At 60.1% G+C, this 14,271-nt stretch carries 11 protein-coding genes and 2 pseudogenes; 1 reads left to right on the top strand and 12 read right to left on the bottom strand.

The annotated features are described in order from the left end of the window. Positions 1-3: 3 nt before the first annotated feature. A complete protein-coding gene (locus ACZZZ4_RS11275) occupies positions 4-900 on the bottom strand; it encodes a GNAT family N-acetyltransferase (RefSeq protein WP_129998210.1) in 897 nt (298 codons plus the stop codon). Further along, entirely contained in the window at positions 894-2,720 is a 1,827-nt protein-coding gene (gene msbA, locus ACZZZ4_RS11270) for a lipid A export permease/ATP-binding protein MsbA (RefSeq protein WP_463547823.1), read from the bottom strand. Before msbA ends, ACZZZ4_RS11275 begins: the two co-directional genes overlap by 7 nt. 125 nt (positions 2,721-2,845) lie before the next feature. On the opposite strand from msbA, the gene ACZZZ4_RS11265 reads away from it, so the two are divergent. Beyond that, positions 2,846-3,499, top strand: a complete 654-nt coding sequence (locus tag ACZZZ4_RS11265; RefSeq protein WP_039756786.1) for a lipopolysaccharide kinase InaA family protein — start codon at positions 2,846-2,848, stop codon at positions 3,497-3,499. Between the two features lie 3 nt (positions 3,500-3,502). On the opposite strand, the gene ACZZZ4_RS11260 is transcribed toward ACZZZ4_RS11265, so the two are convergent. The 10 genes and pseudogenes from ACZZZ4_RS11260 to rfaC form a co-directional block, all read right to left on the bottom strand. After that, entirely contained in the window at positions 3,503-4,963 is a 1,461-nt protein-coding gene (locus tag ACZZZ4_RS11260; RefSeq protein WP_463547822.1) for a hypothetical protein, read from the bottom strand. Between the two features lie 49 nt (positions 4,964-5,012). Next, complete coding sequence (locus tag ACZZZ4_RS11255) at positions 5,013-5,921, bottom strand: glycosyltransferase family 2 protein (RefSeq protein ID WP_039756783.1); 909 nt, start codon at positions 5,919-5,921, stop codon at positions 5,013-5,015. Then, the gene (locus ACZZZ4_RS11250) at positions 5,914-7,668 is read right to left on the bottom strand and encodes a carbamoyltransferase family protein (RefSeq protein ID WP_039756782.1); all 1,755 of its coding nucleotides are present in this window, start codon (positions 7,666-7,668) and stop codon (positions 5,914-5,916) included. Before ACZZZ4_RS11250 ends, ACZZZ4_RS11255 begins: the two co-directional genes overlap by 8 nt. Positions 7,669-7,840: 172 nt before the next feature. Continuing rightward, complete coding sequence (locus ACZZZ4_RS11245) at positions 7,841-8,170, bottom strand: YceK/YidQ family lipoprotein (RefSeq protein ID WP_405045553.1); 330 nt, start codon at positions 8,168-8,170, stop codon at positions 7,841-7,843. A gap of 180 nt (positions 8,171-8,350) precedes the next feature. Beyond that, entirely contained in the window at positions 8,351-9,802 is a 1,452-nt protein-coding gene (locus tag ACZZZ4_RS11240; RefSeq protein WP_463547821.1) for a lipopolysaccharide kinase InaA family protein, read from the bottom strand. After that, positions 9,802-10,554, bottom strand: a complete 753-nt coding sequence (locus ACZZZ4_RS11235) for a lipopolysaccharide kinase InaA family protein (protein ID WP_039756775.1) — start codon at positions 10,552-10,554, stop codon at positions 9,802-9,804. Before ACZZZ4_RS11235 ends, ACZZZ4_RS11240 begins: the two co-directional genes overlap by 1 nt. Continuing rightward, positions 10,551-11,284: pseudogene (locus ACZZZ4_RS11230) on the bottom strand (lipopolysaccharide kinase InaA family protein). Before ACZZZ4_RS11230 ends, ACZZZ4_RS11235 begins: the two are co-directional and overlap by 4 nt. Continuing rightward, positions 11,284-12,089 (bottom strand): annotated as a pseudogene (gene rfaP / locus ACZZZ4_RS11225) (lipopolysaccharide core heptose(I) kinase RfaP). The pseudogenes ACZZZ4_RS11230 and rfaP overlap by 1 nt, the downstream one beginning before the upstream one ends. Beyond that, positions 12,089-13,210, bottom strand: a complete 1,122-nt coding sequence (locus ACZZZ4_RS11220) for a glycosyltransferase family 4 protein (RefSeq protein ID WP_463547820.1) — start codon at positions 13,208-13,210, stop codon at positions 12,089-12,091. The pseudogene rfaP and the gene ACZZZ4_RS11220 overlap by 1 nt, the downstream one beginning before the upstream one ends. Then, positions 13,210-14,271: a lipopolysaccharide heptosyltransferase RfaC gene (gene rfaC / locus ACZZZ4_RS11215; RefSeq protein ID WP_463547819.1), complete on the bottom strand. Its 1,062-nt coding sequence runs from the start codon at positions 14,269-14,271 to the stop codon at positions 13,210-13,212. Before rfaC ends, ACZZZ4_RS11220 begins: the two co-directional genes overlap by 1 nt.

Raw genomic sequence — 14,271 nt, 5'->3', positions numbered from 1 at the left:
GCTTCAGACCTTGTAGACGGGCACCGTGTGGCACCAGCGATCCTTGTATTCACGGTCGGCACGGCCGAACGAATAGCGCAGCGTCTTGCCCAGTGCCTGAGCATCCGCCCAGGCCTGCTGGGTGTTGACGAAGCTCAGCACACTGCCGGGGCTGAACTCACGGCTTTGCGGATCGACGCCGCCGTTGACGTATTCCAGCGATACCCATTGCGGCGCTTCGACACGGTAGAGGATCTGAATTGCCACTGGCGCCGACTCAAGCATGACCACTGAACCGGTCATGAACTCGCGCAAGAGCGTGAAGACCTCGACCAACCCGGCCTTGCCGGGCACCTCGAACCCCCAGCGACGCTGGAACAGATCACCGTAAGCGGCGGCCTGCTCCTGTGGCGTCAAGTCGGCCATCGGAATCAGCGCACCACCCGCCTCTTCCAGCAGGCGCTGTTCGCGACGCTGGTTGTAGCGAAACTTCTTCGAGTAATCCTCGGGCAGCCGCGCCAGTGCCAGGCCTTCGGGCTGGGCGCGCAGGGTGCTGATCTGCTCGGCGTTGAGTTGCGACACGTAAGCCATGCGCTGGCGAACCGGAACCACGGCATCCGCAGCAATCGGCAGAATCACTTCGGCGTTGCCCATGTCCAGCAGCCCGCGCTTGCCCTCGCGCTTGAGCACTTCCTTGGACAGCGCGGCATGTTTTCCCCAGCAAGCAACAGCCGCGACGACTTCGCCGTCAACGATCCAGCCCAAATAATGCAGCTGGATGCCGACAAATGCCGACAGCCGCTCCACCACATCGGGATGCGTGGCAAAACTGCCACCGAAGCGCTGCCAGGCCTGTGCGTAGGCCGCCTGATCGATCTGGCTCCAGCCGCGCTCCCGCCAAGCGCGAAACGCCGTCAGCATAGGTCGGTCACATGGGTCGGCTGCGGCTCGTCGCCTTCTTCGAATTCCTTCGCATGCAAGCGTGCGTAATAGCCATTTTGCGCGAGAAGGTGGGCATGAGTGCCGCGTTCGACAATCTTGCCGTCATCCATGACCAGAATCAGATCAGCCTTTTCGATCGTGCTCAAACGGTGAGCGATGACCAGCGTCGTGCGGTTCTGCACCACATGATCGAGAGCCGCCTGGATATGCCGTTCCGACTCGGTATCGAGGGCCGAGGTGGCCTCATCGAGAATCAGCAGCGGCGCGTCCTTGAGCAATGCACGTGCGATGGCGATGCGCTGACGCTGTCCACCGGACAGCAACACACCATTTTCGCCGACCAGGGTTTCATAGCCCTGCGGCATCTTGACTATGAACTCATCGGCGTAGGCTTCGGTGGCCGCGCGTTTGACCTCATCGAACGGCGCCCCCGCCAGGTCGCCGTAAGCGATGTTGTTGGTCACCGTGTCGTTGAACAGCGTGACCTGTTGGGTCACGAGGGCTATCTGCCGACGGAGGCTGCGAAGGGTCAGGTCCTGCACCTGCACATCATCGAGCAGAATCTGCCCATGTTCCTGCTCGTGCTGGTAGAAACGCGGAATCAGACCGGCCAAGGTCGACTTGCCACTGCCGGAACGACCGACCAGCGCGACCATTTGTCCTGGTTCGACGACGAAACTGATGTCATCAAGGACTTTCTTCTCACTGTCGGGATAACTGAAGCTGAGGTTGCGCACTTCGAGGCGACCTTGCAGACGGTCGCGCTCGACCGTGCCGTGATCGACTTCCGCCGGCTCGTCCAGCTGCTCGAAAATGCTCTCGGCACCGGCCACGCCCTTCTGGATCGTCGAGCTGACTTCCGAGAGCTGGCGAATCGGTTTTGGCAGCAGGCCGGCCATGGTGATGTAGGCCACCAGATCACCAGGCGATGCATCACCGCGAAGGTACAGGACCAGAAACATCACCACCGCCATGGCGCTATAGGTCACCAATTGCAGCATCGGTGTATACACCGCGCCGGTCTTGGTCATGGTCAGTTGCTTGTCGGTGTTGCTTTGGCTGGCGTCGTGAAAGCGAACCTTTTCGTAGGTTTCGCCACCAAAGCTGCGCACCACGCGGTAACCATGAATCGTCTCGGACGCCACATGCGTGACGTTGCCCATCGACACCTGAATCTTTTTGCTCTGCTTGCGGAATTTCTTGCTGGTGCTGTTCACCATCAGACCGATTACCGGCAGGATGGCGACCATCACCAGGGTCAACTTCCAGTTCATCCACAACAGGGTGCAGAACAGGAAAATCACGGTCATGCCTTCGCGGATCACCACTTTGATCGCGTCGGTGGCGGCGCCGGTGACCATCGTCACGTTGAAGGTGATACGGGAAATCAGGTGACCAGAGTTGTTCTTGTCGAAATAGCTGTTGGGCAGATCGAGCAGCTTGTTGAACAGGACCACACGCAGGTCATGCACCAGCCCCAGCGAAACCCGCGCCAGAAAGTAGTTGCCCAGATACGAGCCGACGCCTTGCCACACGGCAATCAGCACGATCAACAACGGCACACTCTCGAGCAATTGCAACTTGCCAAGGTAAGGATTGCCGGGGAACAGACTGGCCTCGGGATTGGCCAGACCGTCGACGAAATATTTGAGGATGTAGGCGAGCATCGGTTGGGTCGATGCGAAGATCAGGAAGCCGACGATACTCAGGATGAACAAGCCGGCGTAGGGACGCACGTAAGCCAAGAGGCGGAAATAGATCGCCAGCGTTGACTGGGCTTTCGGTTCAGGACTGCTCATGGTAATCCGCGTAAATCAGTGAGGCGGCGATGATATCACAGGCCCTTTTGCGCCGATAAACATCGCCGGACGCCAGCCTTTGGCCAAGTCGGTTAAGATAGCCGGCTCACGATGGGGAGTCAGGCATGCAATCGATTGATCACAGCACTTACGAGGCACTGCGCAAGGGCGCTCAGGTACTCGAAGCCGACGGTTCCGGCGACAAGGTGCTCAGGTTGGCCGACGGTCGCATGCTCAAGCTATTCCGCCGCAAGCGCTTGTTGAGTTCAGCGCTGTTCTTTCCCTACGCCCAGCGCTTCGCCAACAACACCAAGGCGTTGCAGCAGCGCGGCATTCTCTGCCCCGATGTGATCGCGGTTTATCGTATTCCAAGCATTCAGCGCGATGGCGTGTATTACGCACCGCTGGCGGGCGAGACCGTACGGCAATTGCAGGGCACGCCCGAAGAAACCGAGACGTTGCGCGCTCAGTTGGGCGCGTTCATTGCGCAACTGCACGAAAAAGGCGTGTATTTCCGGTCCCTGCACTTCGGTAATGTCGTGCAGACGCCGCAGAATCAGCTCGGGTTGATCGACATCGCCGACCTGCGCTGCCAGAGGCGCGCTCTGAGCGACAGCAAGCGACTGCGCAACTTCGCCCATTTGCTGCGCTACAAACAAGACCGGCAATGGCTGCTCGGCGACGACGCCGGGCACACCTTCCTGGAAGGTTATCGCCAGGCGTTGCCGAGCAAGCGGCAGGCTGCGCTGATCGAACGCCTGCGCCTACTGCTCGATTGAGCCTTACTTGCCGATCACCAGAATCGTCGCACCCTTGCGATTGGCGAAGCGCTCAATGATGCGCATCTTGTGCGCCACCAGCCACTCGCCCAGCCACGACTCATCGCCTTTGCCTTCGATCAGGAAATAGCGATAGTCATCGGCGTGCTCCGGCGACATCGCCTGTTCACGCGTGAGCGTCGGCAGGACATAACCCCGCCCCGCGTAATAGCTGATGCGACCGTCTTCGAACCAGGCGCTGGCCTCAGGCTCAACGTGCGCGGACATCCAGCGCCCGGCGGCCACGTAATGGGTCTTGCCAGCGCCAGTCGAAATCACATTCGACAGCATCACCAGCAACGCTGCCACGACCAGCACTTTGGTCCAGCGCGGAAACTGCCGGGCAAATGCCGCCAGCCCCATCGCCAGTACCGGTACGAACAGCAAATTCAGGAAACTCAGATACCGGGCGTTCATGAACTGCTGCTTGATGAAAAACAGCATCAGCACGACGAGATACAGCAGTGCTGCCCAGGCGAACGGACGATAGTCACGCCAGTAAACACCCAAGACTCCCCAGTTGCGACGCAGGACAAATGGCGCAGCGAACGGCCCCATCAGCTTGACGAAGGTGATCATCATCGTCGCCAGCAGCCCGAAGAACACGATGCGCCCGGCTTCATCCTGGGAGTACTTGTTGATCAGCGAGTTGCCAAACTGTTCAGACAGCATCTGAAACGACTTGTAGACGCCCTGCGGTGCAATCATGTCCAAATACAGGAGGAAGCGTGCCGACATGAAAAATCCGAAGGCCGATGCAACCAGCAGCCCCACCACCGGCAACAGAGCAAACTGCAGCAAACGCGCGCGCTGACCGGAGCGCCACAGCCCCGGCAACTGCCACAGCCCCAGCGCTGGCAATAAAAGCAATGCCTCCAGCCGGAACAGCGCTGCGGCCACGATAGCCAAGTGAATCAGGCCGGCTCTGAGCCAGCCGCCCAAGGCTTGCCAACGCAGCGCCTGCCATAACGCCAGCGTGCAGAAAAACCAGAAACCGCATTCACGGATGATGTCATTTCGAAAGGAATTGACCGCGGGCATTGCCAGCACAACCAGGCATGCCCACCCGGCAAGTTGTGGCGAACGTCGGCGAATACAATCGACCATCAGGGCACTGGTGCCGGCGAAAAACAGACCGCACCAGAGATAGGCGCTCAACTCCAACGGCAACCACAGAAAGCGATGGGTCAGGGCCAGAAGAATGGAGAACCACGGCCAGTCGAAATGCACCCAGGCCACGTCGGCCCCGTGCAAGACAACCTCATGGGCGATATCGATGTACAGCGCGGCATCGCGACCGACCGTTGCGGTACCCCACACGGCGATCAGTGAAAGGAGAATGCTTGCCCAGAACGCGACACTGACCGGTCGCTCATTGATTACCCGAGCTGCCTTGATCACCCACTTGTTATCCGTACCTTTCACCCAGCCCCCTCAACATCACGCGCCACAGGTACGCCAAAAAACAACAGATTTATCGGAACAGCAGGCGCAAGGCTTTGCGCATGTAAGACCAACGCCCGAGAATGCGCCAGTCGGCGCGTAGCGCCTGCATGTAGAATGCTTTCGCCAATGCGTATTCGCCATGCGAATAGCAATCTCGAAACAATGACAGGCATCGTTGAGCGAGATATGCCTGACGCAAATCGTGAAATTCTCGCGGCATCCGCTGACTGGAAAAAACTTCAGCAACCACCTGCTCGGTACCCGCTGCCAAGCTCTGGCGCAAATCATGGCGCATGCTGTCGGCGTGCTTGTAAATGAGTGCCAGTGGCTGTTCGATCACCGTGCAGGGAAAGCGCGCCAGCACTTGCGCAAATACCGGTAAATCCTCAACGTTGCGCAGATGCTCGGGATAGTTGCCCGGCGCGAATACATCACGATGCATTGCGCAAGCACCGTTGGAGATCGACACCGTCTTGTCCAGCAAATAGCCTCTGACCCGCTGGCGCAACGTTGCCGGCAGTGGTTTGACAGCCTGCAGGCTGCGCTTGCCACCGGAGAAGATTGACCAATGAGCGCCGATGATCATCCGCGTTTCAGGGTAACTGGCGATGTGTTGCGATAACGCCGCCAGTGCCCCGGAAGCCATCTCGTCATCTGCGTCGAGAAAAACCAGAAATTGCCCGACGGTTTCCTCGATCCCGCGATTGCGCACTGAAGACAGTCCGCCATTGCTTTGGCGTATGGCACGAAAACGCCCGGGGTGCTCTGCCAGCAACGCTTGTACAACCTCAGGCGTCGCGTCAGTGGAACCGTCATCGATAACCAGCAGATCCGCCGTCGCTTCATGCAACTGCGCCAGCACCGACTCCACAGCCCGAGGCAGCGAACTGGCGTAGTTGTACGCGGGGATCACAACGCTGATCAGTGTTTCAGTCAAGACCGTTTCCTTGCACGCCGTCTTTGACGACAAGAATATCTTCCATGATCAGATATTGCAGGTCAGAACCAAAAAACATATTCAGCGCATCGGTCGGCGAGCAGATCATCGGTTCGCCTCGACGGTTGAGCGAAGTGTTCAGCGATACGCCGTTGCCGGTCAGGTCTTCCAGCGCCTTCATCATGTCGTAGTAGCGCGGATTGTATTCACGCTTGAGCACCTGGGCGCGGGAAGTGCCGTCTTCATGGACAACTTCCGGCACGCGGGTTTTCCATTCTTCGGCGACTTCGAAGGTGAAAGTCATGAAGGGCGCCGGGTGATCGATCTTGATCATCTGCGGCGCGACGGTGTCGAGCATCGACGGGCAGAAAGGCCTCCAGCGCTCGCGGAACTTGATCTGGTGGTTGATTCGATCAGCCACACCGGGAATGCTCGGGCACCCGATGATCGAACGACCACCCAATGCGCGCGGGCCGAATTCCATCCGGCCCTGGAACCAGGCCACCGGATTGCCCTCAACCATGATTTTGGCAATCTCTTGCGGCATGTTGTCGAGCTTGCGCCAGGTCGGCTTGTTCTCATGACGGGCGCACGCAGCGATCACATCTTCGTTGCTGTAGGACGGGCCGAGGTAGACGTGTTCCATCTTCTCGACCGGTACGCCACGGGCGTGCGACACGTAAGCGGCAGCGCCGACCGCGGTGCCGGCATCGCCGGACGCAGGCTGTACGAACAGCTCTTTGATGTCGTCACGGGCGATGATTTTCTGATTCAGCTTGACGTTCAACGCACAGCCACCGGCGAAAGCCAGTTTGCCGGTTTCCTTGAGCACGTCGCCCAGGTAGTAGTCGATCATCTGCAACGCCAGCTTCTCGAACAGCGCTTGCATGCTCGCGGCGTAGTGGATGTACGGCTCGTCGGCGATGTCGCCTTCGCGCTTCGGACCCAGCCACTCGATTAGCTTCGGCGAGAAGTAGAAGCCTTTGCCCTTTTCTTTATAACGACGCAGGCCGATCACGTTGGCGTAGTCGGTGTTGATCACCAGCTCGCCATTTTCGAACGAGGCCAGACGCGAGAAATCATATTTGCTGGCATCGCCGTACGGCGCCATGCCCATGACCTTGAACTCACCGTCGAGCATCTCGAAACCGAGGAACTCGGTGATCGCACCGTACAGGCCGCCGAGGGAATCCGGGTCGAAGAATTCCTTGATCTTGTGAATCTTGCCGTTTTCGCCATAGCCGAAGAAAGTCGTGGCGTATTCGCCCTTGCCATCGATGCCGAGAATCGCGGTTTTCTCTTTGAAACCCGAGCAGTGATAGGCGCTGGAAGCGTGTGCCAGGTGGTGCTCGACCGGCTCGATCTTGATTTTCTTCGGATCGAAGCCCAGTTGCTCGAGGCACCAGACGATCTTGTTGCGATAGCGCTTGTAGCGGCGGTTGCCCATCAGGATTGCATCGAGAGCGCGATCCGGGGCGTACCAATAGCGCTTGGCGTAGTGCCAGCGGGCCTTGCCGAACAGGCTGATCGGGGCGAATGGAATTGCCACCACGTCAACGTCGGACGGCTTGATGCCAGCTTGCTCGAGGCAGAATTTCGCCGATTCGTAGGGCATGCGGTTCTTTGCATGTTTATCGCGTACGAAGCGCTCCTCTTCAGCCGCCGCGACCAGCTTGCCGTCGATGTACAAGGCTGCGGAAGGATCATGGCTAAGGGCGCCGGACAGGCCAAGAATCGTCAATGCCACAGGGGTCTAGCCTCTTTAGTCTGCATGCAGGCGCGATGCGCCTTGAGTATTGATGTGCCTTCGCACAGGGCGAGTGGCAGCTAAAGGGCGGGATTATAGCGTAAACATGACGGGAATTACCTTGTGCGAATTGTCACCTGCGCGAATGGGCCGATTCAACGGACCGAACGACTCAATAGCCGTCTCTGCGCCAGTAAATACTCAGGTTTGAGTCGGCGACCTGGCGATGAATCGTATAGGGCAGCGACAGCGTATCGAACACGGCGGACAGCGGAAGATCAAGCAACACAAAGGGCGCCAGCATGCCCGTCGGATCGGGCGGCGCATTCAACGTGCAAAAATCGAAGGCCAGGCCACTGTATACGCGCGGAATCGATTGGCAGTAGGTCTTCTTCTTGCGCAAGTCACGGGCAGCATCGGCGTCGTCCTGCAATACGGTCGAGACACTGCCACAGCCTGAGAGAACCCAGGAAAGAACGCCCAGCGTCATCAGTTTTTTCATGCTCAAGATTCGCCCTCCAGAATCGACAGGCAAATTAGCATCGAGGCCGAGCAGGGCACAGTTCATGGCTTCTGGAGAAGCTGTAGGACAAGTCGCTGTGTTTTGTCCGTTACTGCCCGCAGACTCGGATCCGCAGGGGACCGAGTCCATCGCCGGAAGCGGCCTGCTCGCGAAATGGAGTCACCCCGCGCTCGAGACCTCTTTCGGCAGGCGCTGATCAATGACGCGATACAACGCACTGCCTGGCGGCCAGTTGCGCATGAAACGCGCGCGATCCCGGGCGTAGGCCGGGGCAAAGCTGCTGACAGAGCCGTGCTGGCACATCGAGTCGAGGTCGATCAAAGCCCAGCGATCCGTCTGCCAGAACAGGTTGTGGCCCTTGAAATCGCCATGACTGATGCGCTCGGCAATCAACCGGGCAAACAGCTGATCCAGTGCCTGCAACTCGGCTTCTGGTGCCTCGCCATTCTCCACGTAAGGCGTGAAGCGCTCGATGATGTCTGGCCCCGGCAGGAATTCCGTGACCAGATAGGCACTGCGGCGCAGCCACAAAAACCGCTTTTCCAGTACCGCCAGCGGTTTCGGCGTGGCGATACCAAGGAAGGCCAGGCGATTGCCTTCGCGCCACGAATGCCAGGCCCGACTCGGGCGCCAGAAGCGCTTGAGCCAGTGGGCAAAGCCCTTGATGTTGTAGCGCTTGATCACCAGCGTGCGGCCGCCCGCCTCGACTCGGCCGACGCTGGCCGCGCCACCGGTCTTGTACAGATGCCCCCGATCAAGCAAGGCGTCGGCCTGTTCGAGTACCGGCAGCATGGCGGTTTCTTCTTCGCGGCGAATGGCGCGCAAGGCGAATGCGCCGCGGTGAACCGCGAACAAGGTGCAGTCGCGGCCGACCTTGATCAGATAATCCCTGAGTCGCCAGCTACGGACCTTGTCGATCTGCTTCTGCAATGCCTCCAGCGGCAGCGCATGTTCGCTGTTGCTCAGCAGGTAATACACCAGCAATTCTTCGGTGAACGGTTCGAGTGACTTGGGCAGTTGGGCGAAAAACACTCCGAGGTTTTCCAGAACCTTTTGCCGGGACAATGGCTGCCCGGGCGTTTCCGCACGCACCCCGGCACCATCGATCAGATACAGCTGGCCGCCGTGACGCAGCAGATTGTCCAGGTGCAAGTCTTCCTGCCAGAGCCCTTTGCCATGCAGGCGACCGATGGCATCCAGCGCTTCGGCCAACACGGCCGTTTGCTCATCGGCCAACACAGGCAGCGACTCGACCTTCGCCCAGGCATCACCGAGGCTTTCGGCGTCTTCGAGAAATTCAAACAGCAGCCAGCCGCCCTCGCCGTCTTCCAGCCCATCGGCCAACAGCAGCGGCGTGGTCAGGCCCTGCGCAGCGAGTAGCCGCACGCCATCCAGCTCACGCTGAAAATGCCGGGCAGCCTTGCTGCCGACCAACAACTTGGCCAGTACCGGCCGACCGCGCCAGACCCCGGCACCGACGTAGCGCTGCCCGGGCAGCACCCGTAACAGGCTCAGCAACTGCAAATCCGCAGCCCCGGCTGCATCCGCCAGAGTCACAGTCAGCGGCAACGAGGGTGAGCGCCCGGATCGGGCCAGTTCGGACAAGCGCATCAGCGGGTCTCCTTGTGACTGCGCCGTGCCGTCAGCCGATCGAGCCAGCGGTCGAGCAGCGAACTGTCAGTCGGCTGATCGAGATAAGCCGCGAGCAACTGGCGCAAGTCCGCCTCGCTCCACTGCGGCGAACGGCGCTGCAACGGCTCCAGATCCTTGACCCGATCACGCGCGCCGAACAGCAGCGGCCGGGTCTTTTCCAGATCAATCAGTTGCGCCTCGAAACCGTCGCCAGTGGCGCGCAGAAAAATATGCTTGGGATAAAAACAGCCATGCACCTGACGCATGCCGTGCAGACGCCGCGCCAGCAATCCGCAGGCCTTGAGAATCGCCGAATGTTGCGCGGCACTGAGTTGAGCCCAGCGTTCAAGCAACGAATCCAGATCGCTCCAGCCGTCCAGTGCGCGGGTCAGCAAAATGGCGCGCACTTCCCCATCAACCTTGCGCTCACCGAAAAACGCGGCCTGCAATGCCGGGATGCCAAGCTTGCGATAGCGGCTGATATTGCGGAACTCGCGGGCAAAGCTCGGCTCGCCAAGCGGTGCATGCAAGGTGCGGGTCAGATAGTTGCTCTGGCGCTTGAGGTAGTAACCCTGGCCTTCCAGGTTCAGGCGGAACACGCTGCTCCAGCCGCCGCCAGAAGTGTTGGGCTCATCCACCGCTTCCAGCTGTTTGGCCCACAGCGCGTCGAAAGTGCCGAGACCGTGGCGTTCCAGCAGCGCACGGTCCTGCTCGGCAATAAAATCAGTCATTCACGTCCCTCAAAAATCTCACCACGTGCCGAATCCGTTTCTTGTCGGCGCCATCGAGCCGATCGCACTGGCGGTACTGCTTATAGAAACGCAGGCGTTGGGTATTGGACAGGTGATATTTGGCCAGCTTGTCGAGACAGGCCAGGTCCTTGGTGATCCGGTACTTGAGCCAGAAGCCGCGCCAGAACTCACCGTTGGGGCAGTCGATGAGAAAGATACGCGCCTGATCGTCGATCAACAGGTTGCGCCATTTCAGGTCGTTATGGGTAAAGCGGTGATCATGCATGGTCCGGGTATAACCGGCCAGTTGCCGGCTGACACCGTCGACCCAGGCGCGATCCTTGAGTTTGGGATCCTTGCGCTCGGCCAGCGCGGAGAGGTCTTCAGTGTTGGGCAATTCGCGAGTGATCATGGCGCCACGATCATAAGCCGCACCACGTCGTTCCAGCCCCCAGGCGACCACCTCGGCGGTAGGGATGCCCCACTTGGCGAAGCGCTTGAGGTTCTGCCACTCCATCTTCACTCGCGGCTTGCCGAGGTAGCGACGCAGGCCCTTACCGGCGCCGACGTAGCGCTTGACGTAATAGTTGACGCCGGCGCGCTGCACGCGAATGACCTCCGAGAGCGGGTCGCGAGTCAGGCGTTCACCCTGCAACGCAAATACGGCGTCGAGGCTGCCAAACTCTTCGGCGAGTTCGCTGTACTGCGGCTCAAGCGTCCAGCCCGCCATCAGAGCGCATCCCCGTAACGCTGCTTGCGTTCGTAGAGCTTGTCGGCCTTGCCTTGCAGCCAGTTCAGCAGCGGCGCCTCTTCTGCCAGAATCTGCCGCAGCGGTTGCTGGAAATAACCCTTGAGGAAACGCAGCTTGTCGCGGCGAGTCAGGCCGATGTCCAGCGCGGAGAAATACAGCGCCGCCAGATCCTTGTTGCGCCAGCGCTGAGTGATTTTCGCGCGGGTCTGGGCACGGTGCAGATCGATCACCGAGAGTTTGAAATCTTCCGGCGTCACCGGTTTGTCGGTGTGCAGCAGGAAGTGGCAGATGTAGCAGTCGCGGTGGTTGACCCCGGCGCGGTGCATCATGCCGGTCATCCGCGCCACTTCGGCAATCAATGCGCGCTTGAGTGTTGGCTCGGGGGGTGCTTGACCCAGTCGATGCTGAAGTCTTCCAGGCTGATGGTCGGCGCCAGTTCTTCGGTGACGATGAACGAATGCTGATCCGCCGGGTTGCTGCCCTTCTCGCCGTAGGCGACGGCGGTCATGGTCGGCACGCCGACTTCCTGCAGGCGCTGAATGGCTTTCCACTCTTGCCCGGCGCCGAGCACCGGCAGCTTGGCGGTCAGCAGGTTCTTGAAGATTTCGCCCCAGCCGATGCCACGGTGGATCTTGACGAAAAAGCCATGGCCGTCGACTTCCGTGCGCAATGTCCGGCGTGCTTCCAGCTCGCGGTATACCTCGCCCTGCAAGCCTTCGACTGCGGCGAACGGGTCGCGTCCGGCCCAAAGGCTTTTGAACGGTTCAGCCAGCATCAACTTCATTAAGCGTGCTCCGCCAGAATCACATCCGCCGCATGCTGCGGCATGCTGTAGAGGTCGGCCGTCTCGGCGAAGGCCAGACCGTTGCGGCTCCAGGCCGCACGTGCAGCGTCATTGCTCAACATCTCGGTCAGGTATTGCGTCAGCTGCGCCTGCTCGAACGGCTCGTCCAGCACTCGCCCGGCGTCGGCCTCGGCAATGTAATGGGCGTATCCGCAGACCGCGCTGACCAGCACCGGCAAACCGGACACCAACGCTTCAAGCAGCACGGTACCGGTGTTTTCGTTGTAGGCCGGGTGAATCAACAGGTCGGCGCCGAGCAGAAAACGCGGGATATCGCTGCGCCCTTTGAGAAAGGTCACGTTGTCACCCAGGCCCAGCGTCGCACTCTGCATCTGGAACAATTTGGGGTCATCCTGGCCGATTACAAACAGCCGGGTGCGTTTGCGCAATTCGGCGGGCAGTGCGGCCAGCGCTTTGAGGCTGCGATCGACACCCTTGGTCTTGAAGCCGGAGCCGATCTGCACCAGCAGCAGCTCGTCGTCCTTGAGATTGAATTCAGCGCGGAAACCGGCGCGAATTTCATCAGCATTCGCCGGACGTCGACGATCCTGGGCGATGCCCGGCGGCAGCAGATGGAAGCGCTCAAGCGGCGTGTCGTAGTGCTTGATGAACAGTGGTTGCTGCACTTCGGAAATCATCAGCACTTCGGTCTTCGCGTCCTTGGCGAACACCGCGCGCTCGTATTCGGCGAAGTGACGATAGCGGCCCCAGCGGCGATACAGCGAGTTGCGCAGGTTCTGCGCCTTGTCTTCGAAGCAGCCATCAGCCGCGTAGTACACGTCCAGGCCCGGCATCTTGTTGAAACCGATCAGACGATCGACCGGGCGCCTGGCCAGATCTGCCGCCATCCACGCGCTGAGTTTCTCATTGCGACGGTGATTGAAGAACGCCTTGACGGGCGCCACCAGCACTTCAAAACCCGGCGGTATATCGCCTTCCCAGATCAACGTGTAAACACGGATCTGATGGCCGCGCTTCTGGCATTCGAGGGCGATGCGCATGAAGTCGCGCTGCAAGCCACCGAACGGGAAATATTTGTACAGGACGAATGCCAATTGCATCAGCGCAGCTCCTCAGCCATCAACAACGTGCTCAGTCGGCTGGCGACACGCTCGGGATTTACACGCGTGAAGCACAAAGGCTGCTCGCGTTTCAGGTCAAACTGACGGGCATCCTGCTCGGTCGGTTGGTAGGTACATTTTTTCTGCATGCAGGGCGCGCACGGGAAGTCGCTGGCCAGATGAATCTGCAGCTTGCCGTAGGCGCCAGTCAGGCCCGGGTTGGTCGGGCCGAACAGCGAGATGGTCGGCACGTCCAGCGCAGCGGCCAAGTGGCCGAGACCGGTGTCCACCGCCACACAAGCCTGCGCGCCGGCGAGGACTTTGCCGACGCCGGCCAGATTGAGCTTCGGCAGCACTTCGGCATGTTTGAAGCCGGCAGCGATGCGCTCGGCGCGGGCTTTTTCCTGTGGGTTGCCCCACGGCAACTTCACGCCAACGCCGAGGTAGCCGACCCGCTCGGCCAGCTCGCGCCAGTAGATTTCCGGCCAGTGCTTGGTGTCCCAAGTGGTGCCGTGGAGGAACACCACGTAGGCATTCTTGCGCGGCAACTCAACCAGTCGCTCGACGTTGAGGCCGTAATCACCGAGGCCTTTGGGCAAGTCGTAACCCAGCGCGATGGCGAACAACTGGCGCACGCGCTCGACGGCATGTTGGCCACGGGCGACAGCGAGTTTGCGATTGTAGAAGCGCGCAGCCATCGGCTCGCGAGCGGAGGTTTTATCGAGGCCGGCCACCGGCGCTTTGACGTAGCGGGTCAGCCAGGCGCTTTTCAGCAAGCCTTGAGCGTCGATCACCAGGTCGTATTTATTGGCGCGCACGCTTTGCTTGAAGCGTTTCCACTCGCCGCTGGTGATGGTGTTCCACAGATTCTTGCGCCAGCGGCGGATGGCCACCGGAATTACCTTATCGACCGCCGGGTGCCAGCTCGGAATCTCGGCGAAGCCTTCTTCCACCACCCAGTCGAACTTGATGCCCGGGATCGCGCGGGCGGCGTCGGTCAGCGCTGGCAACGCGTGAATCACGTCGCCCAGCGATGAAGTCTTGATCAGCAATACCCGCAA

This window comes from Pseudomonas sp. AC252 (genome assembly GCF_979258105.1).
This window is presented reverse-complemented; position numbering and strand designations above follow the sequence as displayed.